This window comes from Parafrankia sp. BMG5.11, from assembly GCF_004337455.1.
Window position 1 is genome coordinate 595,931 of the sequence record NZ_SJXI01000027.1, and the last position, 24,447, is coordinate 620,377.

At 66.0% G+C, this 24,447-nt stretch carries 23 protein-coding genes; 10 read left to right on the forward strand and 13 right to left on the reverse strand.

The features are described from left to right. The first annotated feature begins 1 nt into the window (after position 1). From E0504_RS20870 to E0504_RS20880, 3 genes are read left to right on the forward strand one after another with little or no spacing between them, the layout of a single operon-like run. Positions 2 to 793, forward strand: a complete 792-nt coding sequence (locus E0504_RS20870) for a type III pantothenate kinase (protein WP_131625634.1) — start codon at positions 2 to 4, stop codon at positions 791 to 793. Beyond that, on the forward strand, positions 790 to 2,442 hold the full coding sequence (locus tag E0504_RS20875) for a ribonuclease J (protein WP_131625635.1): 1,653 nt from the start codon (positions 790 to 792) through the stop codon (positions 2,440 to 2,442). The genes E0504_RS20870 and E0504_RS20875 overlap by 4 nt, the downstream gene beginning before the upstream one ends. Further along, positions 2,439 to 2,699, forward strand: coding sequence for a DUF1467 family protein (locus E0504_RS20880; protein WP_131625636.1), 261 nt, complete (start codon positions 2,439 to 2,441; stop codon positions 2,697 to 2,699). Before E0504_RS20875 ends, E0504_RS20880 begins: the two co-directional genes overlap by 4 nt. 3 nt (positions 2,700 to 2,702) lie before the next feature. Here E0504_RS20880 and E0504_RS20885 read toward each other — a convergent pair whose 3' ends face one another. Beyond that, the gene (locus E0504_RS20885; RefSeq protein WP_131625637.1) at positions 2,703 to 5,333 is read right to left on the reverse strand and encodes an ATPase; all 2,631 of its coding nucleotides are present in this window, start codon (positions 5,331 to 5,333) and stop codon (positions 2,703 to 2,705) included. 72 nt (positions 5,334 to 5,405) lie between these two features. Between E0504_RS20885 and E0504_RS20890 the strand changes: the two genes are divergently transcribed. The 4 genes from E0504_RS20890 (at position 5,406) to E0504_RS20905 (ending at position 9,312) form a co-directional block, all read left to right on the forward strand. Beyond that, positions 5,406 to 5,708, forward strand: coding sequence for an Hpt domain-containing protein (locus tag E0504_RS20890; RefSeq protein WP_131625737.1), 303 nt, complete (start codon positions 5,406 to 5,408; stop codon positions 5,706 to 5,708). Positions 5,709 to 5,778: 70 nt separating this feature from the next. After that, on the forward strand, positions 5,779 to 6,939 hold the full coding sequence (locus tag E0504_RS20895; protein WP_131625638.1) for a hypothetical protein: 1,161 nt from the start codon (positions 5,779 to 5,781) through the stop codon (positions 6,937 to 6,939). A gap of 37 nt (positions 6,940 to 6,976) precedes the next feature. Beyond that, on the forward strand, positions 6,977 to 7,939 hold the full coding sequence (locus E0504_RS20900; RefSeq protein WP_131625639.1) for a hypothetical protein: 963 nt from the start codon (positions 6,977 to 6,979) through the stop codon (positions 7,937 to 7,939). Between the two features lie 2 nt (positions 7,940 to 7,941). After that, positions 7,942 to 9,312 (forward strand): HAMP domain-containing sensor histidine kinase, encoded by a 1,371-nt coding sequence (locus E0504_RS20905; protein ID WP_131625640.1) that lies wholly within the window; start codon positions 7,942 to 7,944, stop codon positions 9,310 to 9,312. On the opposite strand, the gene E0504_RS20910 is transcribed toward E0504_RS20905, so the two are convergent. Genes E0504_RS20910 through gltX form a run of 3 tightly spaced genes read right to left on the reverse strand, consistent with a single transcriptional unit; the run spans position 9,309 to position 12,233 of the window. Then, positions 9,309 to 9,512, reverse strand: coding sequence for a hypothetical protein (locus E0504_RS20910; RefSeq protein ID WP_131625641.1), 204 nt, complete (start codon positions 9,510 to 9,512; stop codon positions 9,309 to 9,311). The genes E0504_RS20905 and E0504_RS20910 overlap by 4 nt on opposite strands. Position 9,513: 1 nt before the next feature. Further along, the gene (locus tag E0504_RS20915; RefSeq protein WP_131625642.1) at positions 9,514 to 10,800 is read right to left on the reverse strand and encodes a citrate synthase; all 1,287 of its coding nucleotides are present in this window, start codon (positions 10,798 to 10,800) and stop codon (positions 9,514 to 9,516) included. An 11-nt stretch (positions 10,801 to 10,811) separates the two neighbouring features. After that, positions 10,812 to 12,233 carry a glutamate--tRNA ligase gene (gltX, locus tag E0504_RS20920; protein ID WP_131625643.1) on the reverse strand — a complete coding sequence of 474 codons (1,422 nt, stop codon included), beginning with the start codon at positions 12,231 to 12,233 and terminating at the stop codon, positions 10,812 to 10,814. Positions 12,234 to 12,262: 29 nt separating this feature from the next. On the opposite strand from gltX, the gene E0504_RS51330 reads away from it, so the two are divergent. Beyond that, a complete protein-coding gene (locus E0504_RS51330; RefSeq protein WP_207974557.1) occupies positions 12,263 to 13,102 on the forward strand; it encodes a DUF4131 domain-containing protein in 840 nt (279 codons plus the stop codon). 4 nt (positions 13,103 to 13,106) lie between these two features. Next, positions 13,107 to 14,483, forward strand: coding sequence for a ComEC/Rec2 family competence protein (locus E0504_RS20925; protein ID WP_243657559.1), 1,377 nt, complete (start codon positions 13,107 to 13,109; stop codon positions 14,481 to 14,483). Here the strand turns inward: E0504_RS20925 and lexA are convergent. The 9 genes from lexA to E0504_RS20970 form a co-directional block, all read right to left on the reverse strand. Next, a complete protein-coding gene (gene lexA, locus E0504_RS20930; RefSeq protein WP_131625644.1) occupies positions 14,454 to 15,149 on the reverse strand; it encodes a transcriptional repressor LexA in 696 nt (231 codons plus the stop codon). The genes E0504_RS20925 and lexA overlap by 30 nt on opposite strands. 58 nt (positions 15,150 to 15,207) lie before the next feature. After that, positions 15,208 to 15,711: a cyclic pyranopterin monophosphate synthase MoaC gene (moaC, locus tag E0504_RS20935; protein ID WP_131625645.1), complete on the reverse strand. Its 504-nt coding sequence runs from the start codon at positions 15,709 to 15,711 to the stop codon at positions 15,208 to 15,210. Between the two features lie 128 nt (positions 15,712 to 15,839). Next, on the reverse strand, positions 15,840 to 16,628 hold the full coding sequence (trpC, locus tag E0504_RS20940; protein ID WP_131625646.1) for an indole-3-glycerol phosphate synthase TrpC: 789 nt from the start codon (positions 16,626 to 16,628) through the stop codon (positions 15,840 to 15,842). Further along, the gene (gene trpD / locus E0504_RS20945; protein WP_131625647.1) at positions 16,625 to 17,617 is read right to left on the reverse strand and encodes an anthranilate phosphoribosyltransferase; all 993 of its coding nucleotides are present in this window, start codon (positions 17,615 to 17,617) and stop codon (positions 16,625 to 16,627) included. The genes trpC and trpD overlap by 4 nt, the downstream gene beginning before the upstream one ends. Then, positions 17,614 to 18,198: an aminodeoxychorismate/anthranilate synthase component II gene (locus E0504_RS20950; RefSeq protein WP_131625648.1), complete on the reverse strand. Its 585-nt coding sequence runs from the start codon at positions 18,196 to 18,198 to the stop codon at positions 17,614 to 17,616. Before E0504_RS20950 ends, trpD begins: the two co-directional genes overlap by 4 nt. Further along, complete coding sequence (pip, locus tag E0504_RS20955) at positions 18,195 to 19,103, reverse strand: prolyl aminopeptidase (RefSeq protein WP_131625738.1); 909 nt, start codon at positions 19,101 to 19,103, stop codon at positions 18,195 to 18,197. The genes E0504_RS20950 and pip overlap by 4 nt, the downstream gene beginning before the upstream one ends. Positions 19,104 to 19,162: 59 nt before the next feature. Beyond that, positions 19,163 to 19,975: a phosphodiester glycosidase family protein gene (locus E0504_RS20960; protein WP_207974560.1), complete on the reverse strand. Its 813-nt coding sequence runs from the start codon at positions 19,973 to 19,975 to the stop codon at positions 19,163 to 19,165. Next, complete coding sequence (locus tag E0504_RS20965; protein WP_207974561.1) at positions 19,972 to 21,567, reverse strand: anthranilate synthase component I family protein; 1,596 nt, start codon at positions 21,565 to 21,567, stop codon at positions 19,972 to 19,974. The genes E0504_RS20960 and E0504_RS20965 overlap by 4 nt, the downstream gene beginning before the upstream one ends. After that, positions 21,491 to 23,431 carry a peptidylprolyl isomerase gene (locus E0504_RS20970; protein WP_131625650.1) on the reverse strand — a complete coding sequence of 647 codons (1,941 nt, stop codon included), beginning with the start codon at positions 23,429 to 23,431 and terminating at the stop codon, positions 21,491 to 21,493. The genes E0504_RS20965 and E0504_RS20970 overlap by 77 nt, the downstream gene beginning before the upstream one ends. A 194-nt stretch (positions 23,432 to 23,625) precedes the next feature. On the opposite strand from E0504_RS20970, the gene tpiA reads away from it, so the two are divergent. Then, positions 23,626 to 24,390 (forward strand): triose-phosphate isomerase, encoded by a 765-nt coding sequence (gene tpiA, locus E0504_RS20975; RefSeq protein WP_131625651.1) that lies wholly within the window; start codon positions 23,626 to 23,628, stop codon positions 24,388 to 24,390. Positions 24,391 to 24,447 lie beyond the last annotated feature (57 nt).

Genomic DNA, 24,447 nt, shown 5'->3' on the forward strand with positions numbered 1-24,447 from the left:
CATGCTGCTCGCCGCCGATGTCGGCAACACCAACGTGGTCTTCGCGCTGTTCGCCTTGGGTGAAGGCGGTGGCCGCGAGATCAAGGCGCGCTGGCGCATCGCGACCGACCCGCGCCGGACGGGCGATGAGTACGCCGTGTGGCTCCTCCAGCTTCTCGCCATCGAGGGCTTCAAGCGTGAAGACATCAAGCAGATCATCGTCGGCTCGGTAGTCCCGCGCGCGATCCATAACATTACGGTGCTGGCGGAAAAGTTTTTCAAGTTAACGCCGGTGATAGCGGGAGAGGGCGCGGCGGAGTGGCCGTTTCGCGCAGATGTCGATCAGCCGCGTTCGCTTGGCGCGGACCGCGCACTCAATGTCATCGCCGCGCATGCCAAGTACCAGGGCGACCTGATCGTGGTCGATTTCGGCACGGCCACGACGTTCGACGCGATCGACTTCAGCGGCGCATACAAGGGCGGCATCATCGCGCCGGGGATCAACCTGTCGCTCGATGCCCTGGTGGGCAACACCGCGAAGTTGCCGCGCATCGCCATCGAAGCACCACGCAACGACAGCGTCATCGGCACTAACACGGAAGACCAGATGCTGATCGGGGTGTACTGGGGCTACGTTGCCATGCTGGAAGGTTTAATCGCGCGTATGCGTGAGGAGATCGGCCGGCCGGCGACGGTGATCGCCACCGGTGGGCTGGCGATCCTGTTCGATCAACACACCACTATTTTCGACGCAGTCGATGCCGACCTGACACTGGACGGTCTGGCGCTGCTGGCAGAGCAGGCGCGCGCATGAAAAAGAACTACACCCCCGAAGACGAATTGCTGTTCCTGGCGCTCGGCGGCTCTGGCGAGATTGGCATGAACGTCAATCTGTACGGCTGCCAGGGCAAGTGGCTGATGGTCGACCTGGGCATGACCTTTAGCGGCAACGAATACCCGGGGGTGGACTTGGTGTTCGCCGACCTCGAGTTTATCGAGGAGCGGACCCGCGACCTGGTCGGGATCGTCCTGACTCACGCGCACGAAGATCACATCGGCGCCGTGCCGTACTTTGCCGCTGATCTCGGCGTGCCGCTCTATGCCACGCCGTTCACGGCAGACCTGGTGCGGCGCAAGCTAGCCGAAGCGGGTCTGGTGGACGAAGTCGAACTCAACATCATTCGCGGTTCCGACAGCTTTGCGCTGGGCCCGTTCGATGTTGCCTACGTGCCGCTGGCGCACTCGATTGCCGAAGGGCACGCGCTGCTGATTGACACGCCTTATGGCCGCATCTTCCACACCGGCGACTGGAAGCTCGACGAAGAACCGATCATCGGTGATCCCACCACCGAAGCGGAGCTGCGCGAGATCGGCGACGAGGGCGTGCTCGCGATGGTGTGCGATTCCACCAATGTGTTCAATCCGGCGGAAAGCGGTTCCGAAGGCGCGGTCTATCGCGCGCTGCACGAAGAAGTAGCGCGGTGGGACGGCCGGCGCGTGCTGGTCACCACCTTTGCGAGCAACGTCGCTCGCCTCCATACATTGGGAGCGGTGGCAGAGGCCACCGGACGCCGGTTGTGCGTTGCCGGACGGTCGCTCGACCGGATGATCGAGGTCAGCCAGGACAACGGCTACCTCGCGGATTTTCCGGAGATCGTCGATTTCGACACCGCGATGTCGTTACCACGGGGGGAGGTTCTGATCGTCGCGACCGGCGGGCAGGGCGAACCGCGAGCCGCTCTGGCACGGGTCGCGGAAGGCCAGCACCCCCTGTCGCTGAGCGAAGGCGACGTAGTGCTGTTTTCCAGTCGGCAGATCCCCGGAAACGAAATTTCGGTCGGGCGCATTCAGAACCTTCTGGCCGAGCGGGGGATCATCGTGGTGACCGATCGGCAGAGTGCCATTCACGTGTCCGGTCACCCCGGGCGGCCTGAGCTGGAAGCGCTCTACAGCTGGCTGCGGCCCGAAATCCTGGTGCCGGTCCATGGCGAGATGCGCCACATGACCGAGCAGGCCCGGTTGGGGCTTGAGTGCGGCATCCCGCACGCAGTGGTGCAGAAGAACGGCGATATCGTGCGGATCGCGCCCGGAAAGCCCGGCACGGTGGCCAAGGTCCGGGCGGGGCGCCTGATCCTCGACGGCGACCTGATCACTCCCGCCGATGGCGATGCGATGGTGATGCGCCGGCGGATCGCGCGCGAAGGGCTGGTGATTGTCGCGCTGGATCCGCGGGGCCGGGCGCAGGTCGAAGGCATCGGCCTGCCACTGGACGAGGATTACCCCGCGTTCGTTACCGAAACGCAGACCGACATCGCCGCTGCCGTCGCGAAGCTGAAGGGCGGCTCTCGGGATCGAGACAGCGTGATCGAGGCGGCGCGCCTCGCCGCGCGCCGTGCCGCCACTCGCTGGAGCGGAAAGCGGCCGCAGGTCAAAGTCCTCCTGACCGAAAGCCAGCCGGCATGAAGTGGACGTCGATCCTGGCGATCTACTTTCTGTTCTGGGTCGCCAGCGCATTCGTGCTGCTGCCGTTCGGGGTCAAAACCCATGACGAGTTGGGGATCGACAAAATCCCGGGGCAGGCTGACAGCGCTCCGGCCAATTTCCGGCCGGGCCGGCTGGCAGTGCGAGCGACGGCCCTGTCGGCCGCGCTGACGGCATTGTATGTCGCCAACTATATCTACGGCTGGATCACTCCGCGCGACCTGATGATCGGCAGCTAACGTCTAGTCCCGCAGCCGTTCGATGGCTTGGGCGAGCGCCACGTAGAGCTTGCCCATGTCGCTGCTGAGCAGGGTGACGCCGATCGCGTTCCCGTCGCGCGTCGACAGCATGGCCCGCAGCATCGCTTCGAAATCGTGGATGTAGCGGCTGACGTGCTCGCGGAATTCGCGGTCGCTCTCGAACAGGTCGGAGATTTCGCGCGCCTGCGTGTTGTCGATCAGGCGCACCGCACGGCGGGTGAAAATCCCGCGATCGCCACGCAGATAGCTCGCCCAGGCGGTGTCGGTCACTTCGCTCGACAAGGCCTTGGCTAGATCGATGGCGTTGGAGTTCAGGCTTTCGGTGATCAGCGCGACCCGGCGCGCGAAGTCGCTGTCGACCTGCTCTTCGGCTCGTTGACGAGCGTGCGCCACGCGGTTTTCCAGATTAGCGGCGAGTTCGTTCACCCGCGCCAGCTGGTCTCGCAGTTGCAGTGCCGCGGCACGACCGGCTCCGGCGGCTTGCGCCGCGCTCTCGTCCAGTTCAGCGAGGGCGGCACCGACATGGGTCTGCAGTGCCCGATCAATCGCACCGGCGGCGTCAGCGCCGATCCGCTCGGCCAGCGCCGCGACTTGACCGGCGCTGTCACGCTCCAGCGAGGCAATGGCGTCTCGCGCGGAGCTCTCCAACGCGCCGATCGCCTCGCGTAGCGGGCCCTGGACCTCGGCGGCCGTCCCCCGGCTGTCTTCCGCGAGGGCGGCAAGCTGCGAGCGAAGGTTTGCGATGTCCTGCTCGTTGGCCGCAAAAGTGGCGGTGAATTGTCCGTGAAAACCCTTGAGGTCGCCCATGGCCGCCGCGCTGTCGCGACTGGCGAGAATGACGTATTCCGACAACTCCCGGCTTTGTTCGCCCGCTTGACCCAGCATCAGGCCAAGCCGCTCGCCACGTTGGCTGAGCTCTTCAAGGCGCTCTTCGGCGTTGCCGAGCGCGGCGGGGAGGTCGGTACGGGTGTGATCGGCGCTCGCGCGGATCAGCTCAAGCAGGCGGACACTCGCCTCGGTCAGGCTCGCGACAGCTCGATCGGTCCCGGCCAGTGCTTCGCGGCTTTCCGTGAGGCGAGCGGCCAGAACATCGATCGAGCTCGCGAGCGCGGTTTCGGCCTCGCGGCCCTGGTCCGCAGCGCGGGCCATCTCGGCACCCAACGCATCCAGCCTCATCCCAAGGATTTCGCTTTGCTGGGCGAGTTCTTCGGCCTGAACGGCATGACCTGCACGCCGCTCAGCGAGGGCCTGGTCGATCAGGGCCAGGCGCTCCTGAATGAGTTCGGCCTGCTCGTCAGCAAGCGCTGCCGCCTCGCTCCGTCGCTTCTCAACCTCGTCGACGAACAGCGCGTGCGAATTCTTGAGCTGGTCGTCGACCAGTACCGCTTCGTCCTGGATCAGGCGCAGCCGCTCGCTTGCGCCATCGCGGGCCGCGATGTCGATTGCTTCCACTTCCTTGATCGCCGCAGCAAGGTCCGCCTTCAGGGCATCGAGCCGGGTATTCCACGATGCCAGCGCCTGTCGCTCGGTCCCGGCCAATCCGTCGCCGACAGTGATGGCGCCATCGCGCAGGGCGGCCAGCCGCGCCTGCATCGATTTGAGCAGTTCTTCCTCGTGCGTTTCCAGCAGGTTGGCTGCGGCGGCGACTTCCTCGCGCAGGCGATCGGCCCGGTGGCGCATCGCAGCCAGCGTATCGACCTCGCGCCCGTCCAGCTCAGCGCGAAACGCATCGCTCTTCTCACGCAAGAGGGTGAACCGGGCGCCCGCGATCTCATCAAGCTGCACCGCCTGCGCCTCGAATCCGGCGATCGCCGCGTCGACTTTCGCACGAAGGGTCCCGACCTGCCGTTCGCTTGCCTGCCCGAATTCGTTCAGGCGGCCGAAGCCGGCAATCAGTTCAGCCAGTTGGGAATGCGCGGTGTTGCCCGCATTGCCGATCTGGCTGGTTACATCCCGCGCAGCATTGGCGATGACCGGCAGGTCGCCGCGCAGCTTGTCCATGTTGTCGAGCGCGGTGCGGCTGACTCCGGCGATGGCCTCTACTTGTGTCCCGTTGTCTCGCACCAGATCCTGGAGCCGGTCTGCGTGCTCCGACAGTCGCTGCGTCGCGACCCGCCCGAGGGAATCGAGCTCCCGGGTTTGCGCAGCGAGAAACTCGCGCGCCAAGCTGAGCTCCCGGTTGACGACCGACAGGCGCGCTTCGAGCGCGGCACTTTCGGTGCGCAGCGTGACCGCGGTATCGCCGAAGCGGCGTGCCTCGCGCCGGCTGTTGCGTATTGCCAGCAGCCATACGCCGATGACCAGCAGGGTCGGGATCGACCAGTCGATCAACAGTTGCGATCCGCCTTGCGGCGTTACTCCGGTACGCAGGTCGCTCAAATGAGCCCAGGCGAAGAACGCGGTCCAGGCAACAATCGCCGCGCCCGCCATGGCCGGCACGATCAGGCCGCTCCGCGATGCCGGCGACGGTTCATCCCAATCCGCTTCGTGTTCCGGGACTTCGGCCCAAGTCTCATCCAGGGTCAGCGGCTCGCTGTCCTGCCGAGTTGTTTCGCCTGACGCGTCAGCGCCGCTGCCGGCGCCGATCGCCCGGATATGTGAACCCCCACTCATGCTCTGGCGAAATACACCATCGGGTTATGGTTAAACAGTCTATTAATCATGGCCCGGCTATCTCGCCAGGTGATGGCATACGAACACGGAGCATTCGACGCGACCCTGGCCGCTGCCGCCGGGCAAGATCGGGAGCTCGTTGCTGAGCTGCGAGCGGCTTTCGCCGACAGTGTCTCGAGGCATCTCGACCTGCTGCGACGATCTCGGTGCGACGGCAACTGGGCCGTCGCGGCCCAGCGGCTGAAGGGACTGGCGGCGGGTTTCCATGCCAGCGAGCTGATCGCGCTTGCCGATGAGGCTATCGCCGCCGCACCGGGAGAGCCGGCGGTCGTGCGGCGGATCGCGGAATTTCGCGACCGCTTCATCGCTGGGTGATCGCACAAACCTAGCCAATCGGGTTCGAACTGCCTAGCGCTCCATCCTCTACAGGAGGGTGGACGCGGCTTTGCGCATAGCGCTGATTTCGATGACGGAGCTGCCGGCGACCGACGTTCGCGTGGCGGGCCATCCGCTTGCCTGGCACCAGCTTCAGGCCGCGCTCGACCTGTCCTGCGAGCGGGTTATTGTCCTGGCCGACGCGCCTGGGCCAGCGCTTGCGATCGTCCAGCGGGAAGCAGAACGACGCGGCGCGACCTTTCATGCCGTTGCGGGCCACCGGCCACTGTCAGGTCTGGTGAGCGCGGCAGACACTCTGGTGGTCTTTGGGCCAGGGGTGCTGCCCGACCGCGACTGGCTGGTCCAGGCATTCGGCGCCCGCGCCGGTATCGCGACGCTGCCGGCCGATAGCGCGATCGAACAAGGGTTCGAACGGATCGATCGCGAGCGAGCCTGGGCTGGCGTGCTGGCCACGCGAGGAGACGCGGTGGAAGCACTGGCAGGCCTGGCGCCCGATGCCGATCCCATTGGGGGACTGCTGCGCGTCTCGCTTCAGCGGGCTGGCGGCACGCTCGCGGTGCCGGACAAGTGGATCGACGATGGCCGCTGGGCGATGGTGACCAGCGAGGGGGCAGCGCAGCGCTACCAGGATGACTGGTATGCGCGGCATGTGCCGGCGCCTTCGCTAAGTCGACCGGGTGCGGCACTCGCTTACAAGCTGGCCCGGCGCCTGCTGGACCGGCTCGGGGACGCTCAGCGCTCCCCGATCATGCTGGCTGCAAGCGGGTCGGTGCTGGCGGTGGGCGGGGCCCTTGCCGGTTACCTGGGGTGGACGGCTGCCGGCCTGGGCGCGCTCACGATCGGTAGCATGTTATTGAGTTCCGGAAGTGCTCTCGCCCGGCTCGCCGGCGCAGGTTCGCCCGCGGTCGAGCGGCCGTGGATGTCGCACGCGCGTCGCGCGCTTCTTGACCTGTCACTCGTCGCGATTGCATCCAGCCCCGCCGCGTTTGAAAATCGGTGGACGGCATTTGCAGCTCTCATGCTGGTCGGAGCGATCCGGCTTTCGCTGGAGGAGGGCGCTCCGCGGCTGCTACGTCCGATGTCGGATCGACCCCTCGTGTTCCTGCTGCTGACCATGTTTGCCGCAGTTGGCGTGCTGCCCGGCGGATTGGCCATTCTCGCGCTGATCGCACTCGCCGTCAGGATATTCGCCCCGCGCCAGCGGAGCTAACGCGCGCTTAACCACGGCGCTGCTATAGGTGGCATCGATGAACGAAGCGGCCACGACCTCCTCTCCTGAAGCTCCCGTCGAAGCGATCCTGCGCGACGAGTTGGCGCATGGCGACATCGTGCTTGGCACGATCGGCCCCGTGTTGGGACATTTGCTGGCGAACCACGACCATTCTCTGTTCAGCGACGAGATCGTCAGCCGGGTGCGCGGGATGATTGGCGACCTTGCGCGGCAAATGCTGCACGCTCAGGCCGACGCAGCGGATGCGGCGGATCCACGGGCTGTCCCGGAGACCGGCATCGGCGTCTTGACGGACGCGCTGATGGCGGACGCCCGGCTGGTTGGCCATTGCCATGCGCTGGCGCTCGAATGGCAACTCACTTTGCGGTTGGAGACCCGTAGCGGAGTGGACCCCGTTCTTTCGCCGCTGTTGCAGGCGCTGATCGCGTCGGACGATCCACCGACGGCGTCGACCGCGATGGCCGCTCTGACCGCGCAGGCGCGGTTCGCGCAACGCCAGCGGCGGATGGAACTGCCATTGCCGGAGCTGCCGGCGGACCACTTCCACCAGGCGCTCGCCACGTGGCTAGAACTGGTGGAACCTCAGGATGCTGAAGCGGCAGTTCTGGCGGCGGGCAAGCTGCGCGATGACTTTGATGAGAGCGCCGGTCGTCTGGGCCTGCTCGCGCGCCTGATCCACACCATGGGTGCAGGAGCGCTTGCCGCGTTGTCCGTCAGCCATGCTGGAGCTGCGATGTTCCTGACGGCGCTGTCCTCGGCCAATCAGCAGGACCGGGACCTGACGATCATCGCAACCAACGACCGCCAGCTTGCCCGGTTGGCGTTGTCGCTGCGCGCCGCCGGTCTGAAGCCGTCCGCGATCGAAGAGCAGTTTCTCTACCTCCACCCTAACGTCGCGCTGCCGGAAGGGTTCGATTCGCTGCGCGCTGATCGCGCGCGCGAGTTGCTCGCGTCGTCCCGTCGCACCTCGGCGACTTGACCATGACAGCTGAGCGCACAGTGCTGGCGCGTGCGCGGACCGATGCAGCCGATTGCCTGGTCGAGGCCGATGAGCCGCTGGCCGGCCTGCAGCGTCGCTGCGGTGGGGAGCTTCCGGGGACGGTCGCGATCCCGCAATTGCTCGAAGCGGTAAGCAAGGCACGCGCCATGGGTCTGAAACTCGCGCGCTCGATCACTGCCTCCGATGGGGAAGAAACCATTCGAGCGTGGGTCGAGATTGCGCCTCAGGACAGCGCTGGCGGAGGCGGCTGCGCGATTTCAGTAGGCAGCTGGCAAAGCGCCCCGCGCGCAGCTGAACCTGACGCGGACGTGGCCGCACGACGGATCATGATTGACCGCGCAGTTGCCGAACTGACCGCGCGCCTCGATCCGGCACAGCGGCCGCTCGTAGTGGAGGTAAGTGCGCCGGACCTCGGTGAACTTGCCCAAAAGCTGCGCGATGGTCGAGACCGGCCGTGGAGTGAGTGGCTGACTTTTCCCGATGTAGCCCGCCATCAGCCGTTGCACTGGCGGCTGCTGGACGGGGCGCGGTGCCGTGCACCCGGATCGGACCGGATCTGGACCGTCACTCTGGTGCCGCTCGGCCATCCGGAGCCCGGCAGCGCCGGGTTCGAGCTGTTGTTGGTGGCGGACACTCCGCTGGCGGATGCCCCCGAGCCGGTCGAGGCCGACGATCCGGGATTGAGCGGGTTTGGCCGCGAGTTGACCCCGGTTCTGCGACCACCGATCGCGCGGATCATCGCCAACGCGGAGACGATCCGGTCACGCCTGGCGGGACCACTGGCTGAAGAATACAGCAATTATGCGGCAGACATCGCTGCCGCGGGGCAGCACCTGCTGTCGCTGGTGGAAGATCTCGCCGACCTCGACATCGTCGACTCAGATGGATTCGTCACGGCGCCTGACCCCATCGACCTTGCCGACGTCGCGCGCCGCGCGGTGGGCATCCTAGGCATGCGGGCACAGGCCAAGATAATCACACTGACAGCGCCTCCGGTCGGCGAAAGCCTGCCCGCGACAGGTGAGTTTCGCCGGGTCCTACAGATTCTGCTCAATCTGGTGGGCAACGCGATTGCCTACTCACCGGCCGGATCGCGGGTTACGCTCGCGCTGGAGAAACAAGCGGGATCGGCGCTCGTGACCGTCGCGGATCAGGGGCCGGGGCTAGAGCATAACCAGGCTGCCAGGATATTCGAAAAGTTCGAACGCCTCGGTCGAAGCGGGGACGGGGGCTCAGGCCTGGGGCTTTATATCTCGCGCAAGCTTGCCCGTGCCATGGGGGGCGACCTGACTGTCAGCAGCGCGCCGGGGGAAGGGGCGCGGTTCACCCTGACGCTGCCGTCCGACGACTAGGCGCGGCGCCGGCTGCCCCACCAGATCAGCAGCAGGCCGACCACAACCGTCAACCCACCGTAGAGCGCCCATGAACGGTCGGCGAGCATGAAGCTTTCGGCCGGCCACATGACCAGCCCCAGGCCCTGCAGCGCCCACAGCCCGCCCGATAGCACCAGCGCAACGCCGAAGATTTGCGCGATGAGCTTCAGCGCGCGCACCTCAGCGCTGGCCTACGGGTACGTAATCGCGTTGGGTAGGGCCGGTGTAGAGCTGCCGCGGACGACCGATGACCTGCGCCGGATCGGAGATCATCTCGTTCCATTGAGCGACCCAGCCCACCGTGCGTGCGAGAGCGAACAGCGCGGTGAACATGGTGGTCGGGAAACCGATCGCGGAGAGGATCACGCCCGAATAGAAGTCGACGTTCGGAAACAGCTTCTTCTCGATGAAGTAATCGTCCTGCAGGGCCAGTTCTTCCAGCCGCAGCGCGGTCTCGAACAGCGGGTCGTTGACCTTGAGCGCGTCGAACACTTCGCGCACCGTCTTCTGCATCACCGTCGCGCGAGGATCGTAGTTCTTGTACACCCGGTGGCCGAACCCCATCAGCCGGAACGGATCATTCTTGTCCTTGGCCCGCTCGATGTAGTGCGGAATCTTGTCGGGCGTGCCGATTTCCCGAAGCATGTTTAGTGCCGCCTCGTTGGCCCCGCCGTGCGCGGGCCCCCACAGGCAAGCGATGCCCGCCGCGATGCACGCGAACGGATTGGCTCCCGACGACCCGGCCAGCCGCACCGTGGACGTCGACGCGTTCTGCTCGTGGTCGGCGTGGAGGATGAAAATCCGGTCCATCGCCTTCTCGACCGCCGGCACCACCTCGTACGGCTCGGCCGGAACGCCGAAGGTCATGCGCAGGAAGTTGCCGGTGTAGGACAGGGAATTGTCGGGATAGAGAAACGGCTGCCCGACCGAATACTTGTACGCCATCGCGGCGATCGTCGGCATTTTGGCGACCAGACGATGACTGGCGATCTTGCGCTGCTCCGGATCGGAGATGTCGGTGCTGTCGTGGTAAAAAGCGGACAGGGCGCCCACCACGCCGCACATGATCGCCATCGGGTGAGCATCGCGGCGGAAGCCGCGGTAGAACGTCGACAGCTGCTCGTGCAGCATCGTGTGGCGGCTGATGGTGTAGGTGAAGTCGTCCAGTTCGTCCTTGGACGGCAGTTCACCGTTGAGCAGGAGATAGCTGACTTCCATGAACGAGGATTGCTCGGCCAACTGACCGATCGGATAGCCGCGATGAAGCAGCACGCCCTCATCGCCATCGATGTAGGTCAGGGCGCTCTCACAGCTGCCGGTCGACTTGTAGCCGGGATCGTAGGTGAACGCTCCGGTCTGGCCGTACAGCTTGCGGATATCGAGCACTTCCGGGCCGACGCTGCCTTCCAGCACCGGCACGTCGATGGTCTTGTCGTTGTAAGTGAGCGTGGCCTGTTTGTCCGCCATCGTGAGTCTCCTTAAGCTTGTTGGGACGCGTCGGCGGAAGTCGCGTGTGCGTCAAGCCGCGCCAGCGATTCCTCCCGTCCGAGCAGAGCGAGAACGTCGAAAATTCCGGGCGAGGTCGTGGTCCCGGTCAAAGCTGCCCGCATGGGTTGCGCCAACTTACCAAGACCCAGCCCGAGCTCTTCGGCGAACGGTTTAAGTTCAGCTTCCAGCGCGGCGACGGTCCAATCATCCTGGTTTCGCAACCGCGCCGAGATCTTCGCTAGCAGCACCCGTGCGTCCGAGGTCAGAAGCGCGGCAGCCTTGTCCTCTAGCGCGAGCGGACGCGTCTTGAACAGGAAGGCCGCGCCCGTCGCAAGCTCATCCAAGTCCTTGGCGCGCAGCTTCAGCTGCGGCATCGCGCGGGTAAGCAACGCCAAGTCGATGCCTTCGCCGATCCGCGGCGCGACCAGTTCGGCAAGCCGCGCATCATCCGCCTCACGGATGTAATGCCCGTTGAGGTTCTGCAGCTTCTTCAGGTCGAACCGGCTGGGGCTTTTGCCCACACCGGCCAGATCGAACAGCGCGATCGCCTCGTCGCGAGAGATTTCCTCGCGATCGCCGTGACCCCATCCCAGCCGGAGCAGGTAGTTGAACAGCGCTTCGGGCAGGATGCCGAATTCGTCGCGATAGTTCTCGGCTCCGAGCGCGCCATGGCGCTTGGACAGTTTCGCGCCATCGGCCCCGTGGATCAGGGGAATGTGCGCATAGACCGGCTCCTGCCAGCCCATCGCGCGGTAGATGGGCAACTGGCGAAACGCATTATTGAGGTGGTCGTCGCCTCGAATGACGTGCGTCACTCCCATGTCGTGATCGTCGACGACCACCGCGAGCATGTAGGTCGGGGTGCCGTCAGCGCGCAGCAGGACGTAATCGTCAAGCTCTGCGTTGCGCACGGTGACGGACCCTTGCACCTGATCCTGGATGACCGTCTCGCCGTCATCTGGCGTCTTCAGGCGAATGACGAACGGCGCGCCTTCGGGAGCCGTGCCGGGGTCACGATCGCGCCACCGACCGTCATATCGCAAAGGTTGCTTCGCAGCCCGCTGGGCCGCGCGCATAGCCTCGAGATCCTCAGGCGTGGCGAAGCATTTATAGGCATGTCCGGCCGTCAGCAACTGATGAGCGACCTCCGCATGGCGGCCCGCCCGTTCTGATTGAAACACGACGGGCGCATCGTAGTCCAAGCCAAGCCAGGACAAACCATCGATGATGGCATCTATCGCCTCGGCCGTGCTCCGCTTCTTGTCGGTGTCTTCAATCCGCAGCAGTGCCTTGCCGCCGTGATGCCGGGCGAACAACCAGTTGAACAACGCGGTTCGTGCACCACCGATGTGCAGGAATCCAGTGGGCGAGGGCGCGAAGCGGGTGACCACTTCTCCGCTATCGCTTGCCATCCGAATGCGTATCCTTATCCAGCGGTTAAATGGCGACCCGCGCAGCAGTGATCGTACCCATCGTCGACGATCCTGGCGATGTTGCACTGCAGCAGCATTGGCGCAAGGCGTGGTCCTTGTCCAGCCTTGCGGGGGGCGCAGATGCGTGGCTCGATCGCGCCGGGTTCGACCGTGCGCCGTGGCTGGCGACCGCGCTGGCCGGCGGGATCGTCGCATGGTTTGCGCTACCCAGTCCTATCGCCTGGATCGTCGCTATGGCGGGCTGCATCCTGCTTGCTTCGGCTACTGTCGCCCTGACGCGGCCGGGCGATGACTACGTTCACCTTCGTCGTGCAGTGGTCGCGGTAGCATTGCTGATTTCCGCGGGCATCGCGCTTGTCTGGATCCGTTCAGTCGTGATCGGCGCCGAACCCATCGCCCGGCCCCAGGTCATCTGGCTGGAGGGCAAAGTTCTGGAGCGCGAGAACCAACCCGCGCAACAACGAGTGCGGTTGACGCTCGCTTATCGTGACGCAGAGGCAGGTCTGGCGCGCAAGGTGCGCGTGAACGTAGCGCCCGATGATCTCGATCCCGGAATTGCGGAAGGTGCGCACGTACGCCTTCGTGCCCGCCTGATGCCACCGGCGCCGCCGATGGCCCCCGGCGCGTACAACTTTGCTCGCGCTGCGTGGTTTGCCGGACTGTCGGCTACGGGGACCGCCATCGGACCCGTTCAGTTGATCGGCTCAGCCACGCCAGGCGGCACGCTGGCCCGCCGCGCAACGCACCTTGTCAGACCACGTGCGCTCGCGGCTCGACGGCTCCGCAGGCGCCATCGCCGCGGCATTTGCCAGCGGAGACCGTGGCGGAATCTCGGCCGCGGACGATGATGCGATGCGCGATGCGGGGCTCACGCACCTGCTATCGATCAGCGGTCTGCATGTCAGCGCAGTGATCGCGGGCGCCTATTTCGTCGCCTTGCGGCTGCTCGCCCTGTGGTCCTGGTTGACATTGAGGGTGCGCCTGCCGCTGGTCGCGGCGGCTTGCGGGGCAGGGGCAGGGGTGGGGTACACCTTGCTCACCGGCGCCGAGGTGCCCACCGTGCGCAGTTGCGTCGGCGCGCTGCTGGTTCTTGGCGCTCTTGCACTCGGTCGGGAAGCGCTGTCACTCCGCATGGTCGCCGCTGCGGCCTTCGTGGTCATGCTTGCCTGGCCCGAGGCGGTGGTGAGCCCCGGCTTTCAGATGAGCTTCGCCGCAGTGATTGCGATCGTCGCCCTCCATGAGGCGGCTCCGGCGCGCGCTTTCCTTGCGCCGCGTGACGAAGGGGCGGTGGCGAGAACCGGGCGGCGCGCCGTCATGCTCCTTCTGACGGGCGTGGTGATCGAGGTCGCGCTGATGCCGATCGTGCTGTTCCATTTTCACCGGGCGGGGTTCTACGGCGCGCTCGCCAATGTCGTCGCAATTCCGTTGGTTACCTTTGTCACCATGCCGCTGATCGCGCTGGCGCTTGCGCTGGATTTGGTGGGAGCCGGCGCTCCGGTCTGGTTCCTGGTCGGCGGGTCACTCGATCTGATGCTGGCGCTCGCTCATTTCACCGCTAGCCAGCCAGGCGCGGTCAAGCTGATGCCCCAGATGGGGGCCGGGGTTTTCGCATTATTTGTCTTGGGTGGATTATGGTTAGCGCTTTGGCACGGCAGACGGCGGTTGATCGGACTGGTGCCGGTGCTGGCCGCGACCATCTTTCTGCTTGGCGCTCAACCGCCCGATTTGCTGATCTCCAGTGATGGACGCAACGTTGGCATTGTCGGGGAGGGTGAGCGGCTGCTGGTCCTGCGCGAGGGACGCAGCGATTTCGCGCGCGACAACCTGATGGAGCTTGCCGGGATGGAAGCCGATCCGGTGCTGATCGAACGGTGGCCTGACGCCACCTGCAGTCGAGACTTTTGCAGCCTGACGATCGAACGCGACGAGCGCACCTGGCACATCCTGATGGGACGGAGCCGTGCCCGGATCGAGGAGCGGTCGCTGGCCGCGGCTTGCGAACGGTCCGATATCGTCATCGCCGAACGCTGGCTGCCGAGAAGCTGCCGGCCCCGCTGGCTGAAGGCGGACCGCAATTTCCTGGATGCCCACGGCGGCCTGGCGATTTACCTCGCCGAGGCGCGCACCGTCACCGTGGGCGAAAGCGAAGGCGAGCACCCATGGTGGACGGCCAGCCGACCGGAACCGCGCTTTTCGCGCTCAGTGGTAACGGCGCAGGAGGCCCGCTAGCTTACCCTGCACCTTGACCTCGCCGGCCCGGTACACCTGCGGCTCATACGCTCCGTTGGCCGGATCCAGCCGCACCATGCCGTTCTCACGGTGCAGGTACTTGAGGGTCGCTTCCTCGTCCCGCACCAGCGCCACCACGATTTCTCCGTCGCGTGCCACGTCAGTCTTGCGGACGAGCGCAAAATCACCGTCGAAGATGCCGGCTTCGATCATCGAGTCGCCAGACACCTCCAGCGCGTAATGTTCGCCCGGACCCAAAAGCGCGGCGGGCACGGGCAGAGTGCTTTGACCTTCGAGCGCCTCGATCGGTACACCGGCCGCAATGCGCCCGTGCAAGGGCAACTCGACGACATCGTTGGCGATCTGGCGCTGGACAGGTGCGGGTCGGCGGAGGGGCACGACATTGTCGTGGGTGCTCTCCAACGACTTGGCGCGCGGCGCGGCGACGGAATCCTCGGCCTGGCGGATCACCTCAAGCGCGCGAGCCCGGTTGGGGAGCCGGCGAATAAACCCACGTTCCTCCAGCGCGGAGATGAGCCGGTGCACGCCCGACTTGCTCTTCAGATCGAGCGCTTCCTTCATTTCTTCGAACGACGGGGAGATCCCGCTGTCTTCAAGACGAACGGTGATGAAGTGGAGAAGTTCGCGTTGCTTGGCAGTGAGCATGCCCGATCCTTTGCGAGACCGTTCCAATGCGGGAACGAACGCGGAACAATTAGGCAACTTACCCCAAGCCGTCAAGTCGCGGCGTCAAACCACCGTCACGTCTCCATTTTCCCGACTTGCCGCCGGTCTTTTCGAGCAATCGGACATCTCCGATCATCATGCTCTTGTCGAGCGCCTTCGCCATGTCGTAGATGGTCAACAGGGCGACGCAACATGCTGTCATCGCTTCCATTTCTACGCCGGTGCGGCCGGTCAGCGCCACCTCAACCGTGGCCGAAATCGCCGCCTCCTCGAACGTGAAGTCGACGATCACGCTATCGAGCGCGAGCGGGTGGCACAGCGGGATAAGATCGGCGGTCTTCTTGGCCGCCATGATGCCAGCGATCCGCGCGGCGCCGAGCACGTCGCCCTTGGGCCCGCTGCCGTCACGAATGGCGGCGAGCGCGATGGCTGACATCGCGATCCGACCCGATGCCACTGCCTTACGCACGGTTTCCGCCTTGCCGCCGACGTCGACCATCCGGGCCTGACCGTGTTCATCGAGGTGCGTGAGATCGTTCATAGAGGACAATCCAGAAGTGAAAGTGTCACACGTGTCACACTGTTCATGAGCGGAAAGTTTGCCCGCTCCGCTGCGGGCCAATTAGCTGCTGGGATCGGGTAGCGTAAGCGGCGAGTTGTAGGACAGCGCTAATGTCCGCCGAGCAGTTCGCGCGTTGCAGCTTCCACGTCTGGCTGCCGCATCAGGCTTTCGCCAACCAGGAACGCGTGAACGCCAGCGCGCTCCAGCCGCATGCAGTCGGCATGGCTGCTGATGCCGCTCTCCCCGACCAGCAGCGTACCTTCTGGTGCCAGCGGTGCGAGCCGCTCAGTCGTGCCAAGATCGGTACGGAAGTTCTTGAGATCGCGATTGTTTATTCCGACCAGGCGCGAACGAAGCTTGGCCGCGCGCGCCAGTTCTGCTTCGTCATGAACCTCAACCAGTACGTCCATCCCGCGCTCCAGCGCGGCCGCCTCGATCTCCGCCATCACGCCGTCTTCCAGCGCCGCCACGATGATCAGGATCGCATCCGCCCCGATCGCGCGGGCTTCTGCAACCTGCCAGGGATCGACCATGAAATCCTTGCGCAGCACTGGCAGATCACAGGCCCTCCGCGCGTCCGCCAGAAAATCCTCGTGTCCTTGAAAGTAGGCAGCGTCGGTGAGCACCGACAGGCAGGCGGCGCCGCCGCGCGCGTACGCCACGGCATGTTCGGCAGGCCTGAAGTCCTGCCGGATCAGCCCCTTGGACGGCGAAGCTTTCTTGATCTCCGCGATAAGGGCAAAGCCCTCCTGCGCCTTGGCATCAAGTGCCGCCCGGAACCCTCGCGGAGGCGTCTGGTCGCGCGCTAGGCGATCGAGATCGCTTATCGTGGCCGCTCCGCGTCGGTCAGCCACCTCAATGCGCTTGGTCGCGCAGATCTCGTCAAGCTTGTTCATTGGGCGATCGCAATCCAGCGGGTGAGCAATTCTTCGGCACGGCCGGAATCGAGAGCGTCGGCCGCCTGTTTGGCGCCATCGGCATAGTCCGCGGCTTGCCCGGCGATCATCAGCGCGGCGCCGGCATTGAACAGCACCGCGTCCCGATAAGGACCAGGCGCACCCATCAGGAGCGCCTTGAGTGCTTTCGCGTTGTGTGCGGCATCTCCGCCGCGGATCGCCTCGATCGGCGCGGTGGGCAGGCCTGCGTCGGAGGCGCGAACCCGGCGCATCTCCCAGTCGTGCCCCTGCACGTCGGCCACTTCGTTGCCGCCCGCGAGGCTCAACTCGTCAAGCCCTTCGTCGCCAGATACGATCAGCGTGCGTTCGCTGCCCAGTCGCGCCTTGGCCTCGGCGTAGATGGGCACGTAAGCGGGGCGGGCAATGCCGATCAGCTGACGCTTTACGCCCGCAGGATTGCACAACGGCCCCATTAGGTTGAAGATCGTCCGCCGGCCAAGCCGTTGGCGTATCGGCTGAATGCGCCGCATCGCAGGGTGGTGATTGGCTGCGAACAGGAACCCGATTCCCAGCTCCGCCAACGACCTCTCAGCCGTTCTTCCGGCGGCTTCCATGTCGAGGCCAAGCATCTCGAGAGTATCGGCAGCGCCGGCCTTGCTGCTCGCGGCGCGGTTGCCATGTTTGGCTACCGGCACGCCCGACGCCGCGACGACAAGGCTCACCGCAGTCGATACGTTCAGCGTGTGGTGCCCATCGCCGCCCGTGCCGCAGACGTCGATCGCGTGGGCGGGCGCGTCAACCGGGATCAGCCGCGCGCGCAGCGCGCGCGCCGCACCGGCGATCTCGTCAGCGGTTTCACCGCGATCGGACAGATCGCACAGGAACCGCGCGATTTCTTCCTCGCTCGCTTCGCCATCGAGCAGCGCGCCAAACACCTCTTCAGCTTGCGCTTCGTTCAGGTGCGGCTCGGCCTCTGGAAGAGTTCTCATATCCAATCCTCCGGAGCGATCCCGCACACCCGCAGGAAGTTCGCAAGCAATGCGTGGCCGTGCTCGGTAGCGATGCTTTCGGGATGGAACTGCACGCCGTGGATCGGCAGCTCTGCGTGGCGAAAGCCCATGACGTGGGTATCATCGGACGTGGCGTTGACCGGCAGGGTCGCTGGAATACCCTCTACAACCAGGCTGTGATACCGGGTGGCGAGGAAGGGTGAGGGCAGGCCTGCGAACACCCCGCTGCCGTCATGGCTGACCGGCGATGTCTTGCCGTGCATCAGCCCGCCGCGCACCACGCGTCCTCCGAAATGCTGGCCGATCGCCTGATGCCCCAGACACACGCCGAGGAGGGGCATGGCGGCATCTGCGCAGGCCGCCACGAGATCAAGGCTGATCCCCGCCTCGTTCGGCGTGCACGGTCCCGGAGAGATCAGGAACCCTTCCGCCCCGGACGCGATCGCTTCCGAAGCGGTCAGCGCATCGTTGCGCTCCACCCGCACTTCGGCACCCAGTTCCATCAGGTAGTGGACCAGGTTGAAGGTGAAGCTGTCGTAGTTGTCGATGACCAGGATCATGACGGCGGCGCAGCAGCAAAGCGATCGGTGGCGCGCACCAGGCCATCGGTGATGCCGGGCTCGGTAAAAAGGTGGCTGGCGTCCGGCACGATCTGCAGATCGACTTCAGGCCAGGCCTGCTTGAGCGCCCAGGCTGCCGCCGGCGGCGTACAGCAGTCGTGGCGTCCCTGGACGATTACGCCGGGGATGCCGCGCAACTTGTCCGCACCTGCCAGCAGCTGCCCGCTTTCCAGCCAGCACCTGTGGCGGAAATAATGCGTTTCGATCCGAGCTGTGGCGACGGCGTTTTCGCCGCCGGCCATGCGGTCGATCGTGTCTTCTTCGGGAAGCAGGGTCACGGTCACGCCCTCCCACCGGTTCCACGCATTCGCCGCGGCCTTGCGCACCTCGGGGTCGGCATCGTCGAGCAGCGCGATGTACGTTTCCAGCAGATCGTCTCCGTGCGCCGCGGCGTGAGCGACGAACCGGTCCCATTCTTCGGGGTAGAGCTCGCTTGCGCCGTATTTGTAGAGCCAGTCGAGCTCGTTCTGCTCGCACAGAAAAATGCCGCGCAGGATGATCTCGCTGACCCGCTCCGGATGGGTCTGCGAATAAGCCAGCGAAAGCGTGGAGCCCCAGCTACCCCCAAACACTTGCCATTGCTCGTGACCGCACATCGCGCGCAGCGCCTCGATGTCGCCGACAAGATCCCAGGTGGTGTTGTGCTCCAGGCTGGCGAACGGCCTGGAACGACCGCAGCCGCGCTGGTCGAACAGCAGGACGTCGTACCGTTCCGGGTCCCACTGACGGCGGTGACTAGGGCTGCAGCCGGCACCGGGCCCGCCGTGGAGCATGACCGCCGGCTTGGCGCCGGGGGTGCCGACCCGCTCCCAGTAAAGCGAATGGCCGTTGCCGACGTCCAGCATGCCGGTCTCGTACGGTTCAATGGGCGGATAGAGCGTGCGACGTTCCTGATCCGTGACACTCACTGACTCGTCTCCTCAACCACGATCATCGGCCCGATCGGCGCACGAGCGTCCATGCGACCGGTCGCCGGAGCCCACAATGCGGACACCGAACCATCGAGATAGAGCGCGTTCGGCGTCTTCAAGACGTCGCGGTAGAACCGCGCGAGCTTGCCGAAGCTGACCGCGCTGTCGCTGATGACGAAATGCGCGCGTCCAGCAGCATCGATGCCAACCCCGTTGCGGATCGTGCGGCTGGGGCCATCGTCGGTAATTTCAGGATGAAGCTTGCCGTCTACCAGCAGCATGGGGCCGCTCTGGGTGCCGAACTGGGGGCGGTCACCTACTTGCGCGTAGAACGCATCGGCGGTCATCACGCGCCACTTGCCAGCGGTGCCGAAGAACACGCCGTTCGGCTTCATGTGGAAGTTGCCCGCACCGTCATTGCGGTTCAATTCCTGCCCGCGCTCCCCTTCGCGAACGTAGTAGCCGATCGGCTTGCCGGCATCATCGAACATGCCCGCGTTCACTGCGAAGGCGGGGGCTGGGGCATCGGCCGCGCGCGCGGCGGCGTAGGCCTTGAAGCTGCGGTAAGGCGGGTTGCCCAGCATGGTGGTGATGCGGTGCCTGGCCGGGTCGGCGACACAGTGGGTGAACTGCGCGTCCTCGAACGTGACGGTTTGGCACGCGCCTGTAGTGACGGGCGTGGGGATCGGCGCGGGCATGGCCGCCTTGCCCGGATTCTCGAGATCGACGCGGGTCACCGGCTCACCGCCCGCTTGCGGGTTGCACGCCCCGAGCAGGACGACGAAGATGAGCGAAAGGCGCTTCACTGACCGAAGTCCGGTTCTGCCGCGATGCGTACCGCCTCGCGCGCGGCGGCGATCAGGGCGCCGGCCTTGGCATGGCATTCGCGCAGCTCGTATTCGGGATCGCTGTCGGCGACGATGCCCGCGCCTGCCTGGACGTGGAGGGTGCCATCCTTGATGACCCCGGTGCGCAGCACGATGCAGGAATCGAGCGTGCCATCGGGCGCGAAATAGCCCACTCCGCCGGCGTATGCGCCGCGCGCTTCGGGTTCGAGCTCCGCGATGATCTCGCACGCGCGCACTTTCGGCGCGCCGCTGACGGTGCCGGCGGGAAAGCCCGCGAACAGGGCATCGAGCGCGTCCTTCGCGGGATCGAGCTGCCCCACCACGTTGCTGACGATGTGCATCACGTGGCTGTAACGTTCGATGGTGAAGCTGTCGGTGACGTCCACCGTGCCCCGTGCGGCTACCCGCCCAACGTCGTTGCGTCCGAGATCGAGCAGCATCAGGTGTTCGGCGCGTTCCTTCGCGTCGGCCAGCAGACCTTCCTCCGCAGCGCGATCAAGCTCCGCGGTCGCTCCGCGCGGACGCGTTCCAGCGATCGGGCGGATAGTCACCTCACCGCCGCGCACCCGGACTAGGATTTCAGGGCTGGAGCCAACCACCGCGAACCCGGGCAGATCGAGGAAGTAGAGAAACGGACTGGGATTGATCCGCCGCAGCGCCCGGTAGAGCGCGACCGGGGGCAGGGTGAACGGCGCGGTGAAGCGCTGAGCGAGCACCACCTGGAACACGTCGCCCGCCTCGATGTAGTCTTTCGCCTTGATCACCATCGCCCGGTAGTCCTCGGGCGCGAGCACTGGCGACAGAGTCGGCTCGGGAACGTTGGCGCGCGCGGTTGGTGGGGTCGCTTGCGACAGGCGGCGCAGCGCTCCGTCGATCCGCTCCCCGGCAGCAGCGACCGCTTTATCACCTGAGAGCTTTCCCGGCCACAACGGCGCGATGCAGAACAGTTCGTCTCCCAGCCGGTCGAACACCAGGATCAGGGTGGGGCGCACAAACAACATGTCGGGCAGGCCGATGCCTGGGGCGGCGGCGCGGGGCAGCCGCTCTACCAGGCCAATGGTCTCGTATCCGAAGTAGCCGACCAGACACGCGATGGGCGGGAGCCCGGGCGGCACGTCGATGCGGCACGCCTCCACGAGCCCGCGCAGTTCCGCGAGTGCATCGCCGGCGCAGGTAACAAACGCTTTCCTGTCCGCCTGCCACCGGTGATTGGTTTCCGCTAGGCTACCCTGCGCGCGAAACACCAGATCGGGATCGAGGCCCAGCAGGCTGTAGCGTCCGCGCACCTCCCCGCCTTCGACCGACTCCAGCAGGAAGTCCCCCCGCTCAGGCTCGATCAACTTGAGCGCAGCGCCGACCGGCGTCTCGGTGTCGGCGACGACGCGCCGCCAGACGAGCGCCGCGCGGCCCTCGTTCAGCGCGGCGCGCGCGGCCGCGGCATTATGGGGCGCGGCGCCGCTCAGTGTCCGGCCCTTAGTTCGCGCTGTTGTCGCCGACGAGGCGCTGGCGCACTGCTGCGACCGCCTCCGCATTGCGCTCGACGCCAACATCCTTGCGGATCGCCGCGCGCAAGGAATCGCTGTACTCGCGACCGAGCAGCTGGCCGAGGCTCTGTGAAGCCTGCGCCATCAGTGGGTCGTTGGGGGCGATCTTGCCCGGCTCGATGCTGTTGACGTTGACCACGAACCAGCCTGCGTTGTTCGGCCCTTCCAGCTTCTTGACGCTGCCTCGTGCCATCGAGAACAGCAACGCCAGCGCTGGCGGCACCCGCTGTCCCTGCGACGCCAGTTCTTCGCGGGTCATATTGATCGTTTCGATGGCGGGCAGGGCGGCGGTTTCGGCTGCGACCGCCTGAGCAAGCGTCTGCCCCTTGCCAACTCGTGCGAGGATCCGGTCGGCCGCGGCTTTTGCCGCCGCGGCCCCCGCCGCCTGGCGCCAGCCAGCCACCACGTCAGCGCGGATTTCGGCGAGCGGTGCGGCCGCCGAAGGCGTGATCCGGGCTGTTTCATAGACCAGATAGGTCTCCCCGCCGGGCATCGCGGCAATCTGCGGACTGCCTTCTTCCATCTCGAACGCGCTGGCCAGTGCCGGCGCCAGCGCATCGGGCACCCGCTCCGTGCCAGAGCCGTAGACGCGCCCGTCAGCGACCACCGGCTTGGTGGTGAGAACATCGACCTTCAGCGATCGGACGATGTCCGACAGCGAATTACCCTCGTCGATCTGCTGCTCGACGTCCCCGGCCAGTTCGCTGAGCGCACGCGTGCGCTTCTCCGCGGTCAGCGCCGCGACGATCTCGCCGCGCGCCTGGTCGATCGAGCGCGCCGGAACCGTCTGCATGGCATCGACGCGCACGACGTACCAGCCCAAAGCGCCCCGTGCGGGGGCGGCGATCGCTCCGCGATTGGCCGCGAAAGCGGCCTGCGCGACCGCGGCGGAGTTCTGGGCGGCGTACCCGTTGCGATCGATCGAGGGGATTTTCGCCACTTCCAGCCCGGCCTCGCGCGCCGCCGTTTCGAGGGCGCCAGGCCCGCGCTGCGCGATCGCCTCCGCCGCCTGGCGGGTGGGCACGATCAGCTGGCTGAACGTGCGCAGTTCACGCGCGGCGTAGAGGTTGGCCCGGTCCCGCGCGTAGCGCGCGGAGATTTCCGCGTCGGTCGGCTGCACACTGCCGAGCGAGTCCGCGCCGAACACGGCATAGCGCAGGATGCGGCGTTCCGGACGAATGAAGTCGGCCTTGTTGCTGTTGTAATAGCTGGTCAGTTGCGCCGCCGTCGGCTCACCCCTGGGCGCGAAGGCATTGCTCGGGATGACGGCGATCCCGCCCTGGCGACGCTCTTTGGTCAGCGCTGCATAGCGCATGGCGATCTTCTGCGGCATGCGCGCGCCGAACGCCGCCGGGACCAGCGCCTGCTGCGCCAGCAGGCCATCGGCGAGGTCGCGGCGCACCATCGCGTCGGTCAGGCCGCGACCGGCAAGCGCCTGCCGGTAAGTGGTTTCGCTGAAGTTGCCGTCAGCGCCCGCGAACGCCGGGATCCGGCGGATTTCGCTGTTCACCAGATTATCGCCCGCGCTGAGCCCATGCTCCCGCGCCCATGCACTGATCGCGCGCCGATCGAGCAATTGATCGAGCACCTCGGTCAAGCCACCTTGTTCGACAAAGGCCGCCATCGAGATGGTCGGGTTGGTTTGGCGCAACTGATCGACGGCGTTGGTCGCCGCCTCGCTGAATTCTGCCGCGCCGACCTTGTCTCCGCCCACGACCGCGACATTGTCGCCGCCAGCCAGGCTCCCACCCAGTCCGCCGGTGTTCGCCACGTCGCCGACCGCGAAGGCCACGCCGATCAGGCCGACGAATCCGATCGTGAGGGCAAGGCCGATCTTGGTCTTGAAGATATTGCGGAAGAAACTGAGCATGAAACCGAAATCGCCTGCACGGAAGGGCGCGCACGGGGCGCGGAAGGCCGGACCTTTAGGAGGCATGCGACCTTGCCGCAACAGGTGCTGCATCGTTTTGACGCAGGCGCGCAAGCGCGCTAGCGGGGCGCGGCGCAGCGGCACTATAGGCCGCGCAAACGCCCCTGGCGGCAAATCTCTTGAGGAACTGGTGTATGTCCCTGCGACCCTACGTCGTCGGTAACTGGAAGATGAACGGTACGCGGGCCATGCTCGCCGAAGCGCGCGCGATCGATCGGTCGGCCCAGCGCCTGATGAAGGTCGAGGTGGCGCTGGCCCCGCCGTTCACGTTGCTTCACGCCGTGCACCGGGAAGCGGAGCAGATCGGCGTGGGCGCGCAGGATTGTCACGCATCGCCCGATGGGGCGTTCACCGGGGACGTCTCGGCGACGATGGTCGCCGATGCCGGCGCCAAGTTCGTGATCCTGGGCCACAGCGAACGGCGTGGCGGCCATGGCGAAAGCGACGAACTGGTCCGCGCCAAGGCGGATGCCGCGCTGGCGGCCGGTCTCAAGCTGATCGTCTGCTGCGGCGAGAGCGAAGCCACGCGCGACGCGGACGGGGCCGAAATCTTCGTGACCCGTCAATTGGCGGCGTCGCTGCCGGATGCGATCGATGCGGCGTCGGAACGCCTGTCGGTGGCATATGAGCCGATCTGGGCGATCGGCACCGGGCGGACGCCGACCGTCGCCGACATTTCGGCGATGCATCGCGCGATCCGCGCGCTGCTGATCGATCGATACGGCGAGGAGCAGGGCGCGCTCGTGCGCATCCTTTATGGCGGCTCGGTCAAGCCTGATAACGCGCGGGAGCTGCTCGCGGCTGACGAGGTCGGCGGTGCGCTGGTCGGCGGCGCCAGCCTGACCGCGGAAAGCTTTTTGGGGATCGTCATGGCGACGGTGGACTTGCAAGACGCCTGAGGCGCCGCCCTTGCCGTGACTGCCCGCCGCGCCTAAGTCGCGCAGCATAGCCAACCG

Excerpts from the sequence above, each read along its gene's own strand:
- E0504_RS20890 (WP_131625737.1), top strand. The coding sequence starts at position 5,406 with ATGGCATACGAACACGGAGCATTCGACGCGACCCTGGCCGCTGCCGCC.
- trpC (WP_131625646.1), bottom strand. The coding sequence starts at position 16,628 with ATGAACAAGCTTGACGAGATCTGCGCGACCAAGCGCATTGAGGTGGCT.
- tpiA (WP_131625651.1), top strand. The coding sequence starts at position 23,626 with ATGTCCCTGCGACCCTACGTCGTCGGTAACTGGAAGATGAACGGTACG.
- E0504_RS20885 (WP_131625637.1), bottom strand. The coding sequence starts at position 5,333 with ATGAGTGGGGGTTCACATATCCGGGCGATCGGCGCCGGCAGCGGCGCT.
- trpD (WP_131625647.1), bottom strand. The coding sequence starts at position 17,617 with ATGAGAACTCTTCCAGAGGCCGAGCCGCACCTGAACGAAGCGCAAGCT.
- E0504_RS20870 (WP_131625634.1), top strand. The coding sequence starts at position 2 with ATGCTGCTCGCCGCCGATGTCGGCAACACCAACGTGGTCTTCGCGCTG.
- E0504_RS20925 (WP_243657559.1), top strand. The coding sequence starts at position 13,107 with ATGCGCGATGCGGGGCTCACGCACCTGCTATCGATCAGCGGTCTGCAT.
- lexA (WP_131625644.1), bottom strand. The coding sequence starts at position 15,149 with ATGCTCACTGCCAAGCAACGCGAACTTCTCCACTTCATCACCGTTCGT.
- E0504_RS20915 (WP_131625642.1), bottom strand. The coding sequence starts at position 10,800 with ATGGCGGACAAACAGGCCACGCTCACTTACAACGACAAGACCATCGAC.
- moaC (WP_131625645.1), bottom strand. The coding sequence starts at position 15,711 with ATGAACGATCTCACGCACCTCGATGAACACGGTCAGGCCCGGATGGTC.
- gltX (WP_131625643.1), bottom strand. The coding sequence starts at position 12,233 with ATGGCAAGCGATAGCGGAGAAGTGGTCACCCGCTTCGCGCCCTCGCCC.
- E0504_RS20905 (WP_131625640.1), top strand. The coding sequence starts at position 7,942 with ATGACAGCTGAGCGCACAGTGCTGGCGCGTGCGCGGACCGATGCAGCC.
- E0504_RS20875 (WP_131625635.1), top strand. The coding sequence starts at position 790 with ATGAAAAAGAACTACACCCCCGAAGACGAATTGCTGTTCCTGGCGCTC.
- E0504_RS20880 (WP_131625636.1), top strand. The coding sequence starts at position 2,439 with ATGAAGTGGACGTCGATCCTGGCGATCTACTTTCTGTTCTGGGTCGCC.
- E0504_RS20900 (WP_131625639.1), top strand. The coding sequence starts at position 6,977 with ATGAACGAAGCGGCCACGACCTCCTCTCCTGAAGCTCCCGTCGAAGCG.
- pip (WP_131625738.1), bottom strand. The coding sequence starts at position 19,103 with ATGCTGGACGTCGGCAACGGCCATTCGCTTTACTGGGAGCGGGTCGGC.
- E0504_RS51330 (WP_207974557.1), top strand. The coding sequence starts at position 12,263 with ATGGCGACCCGCGCAGCAGTGATCGTACCCATCGTCGACGATCCTGGC.
- E0504_RS20965 (WP_207974561.1), bottom strand. The coding sequence starts at position 21,567 with ATGTTGGCGTCGAGCGCAATGCGGAGGCGGTCGCAGCAGTGCGCCAGC.
- E0504_RS20970 (WP_131625650.1), bottom strand. The coding sequence starts at position 23,431 with ATGCTCAGTTTCTTCCGCAATATCTTCAAGACCAAGATCGGCCTTGCC.
- E0504_RS20950 (WP_131625648.1), bottom strand. The coding sequence starts at position 18,198 with ATGATCCTGGTCATCGACAACTACGACAGCTTCACCTTCAACCTGGTC.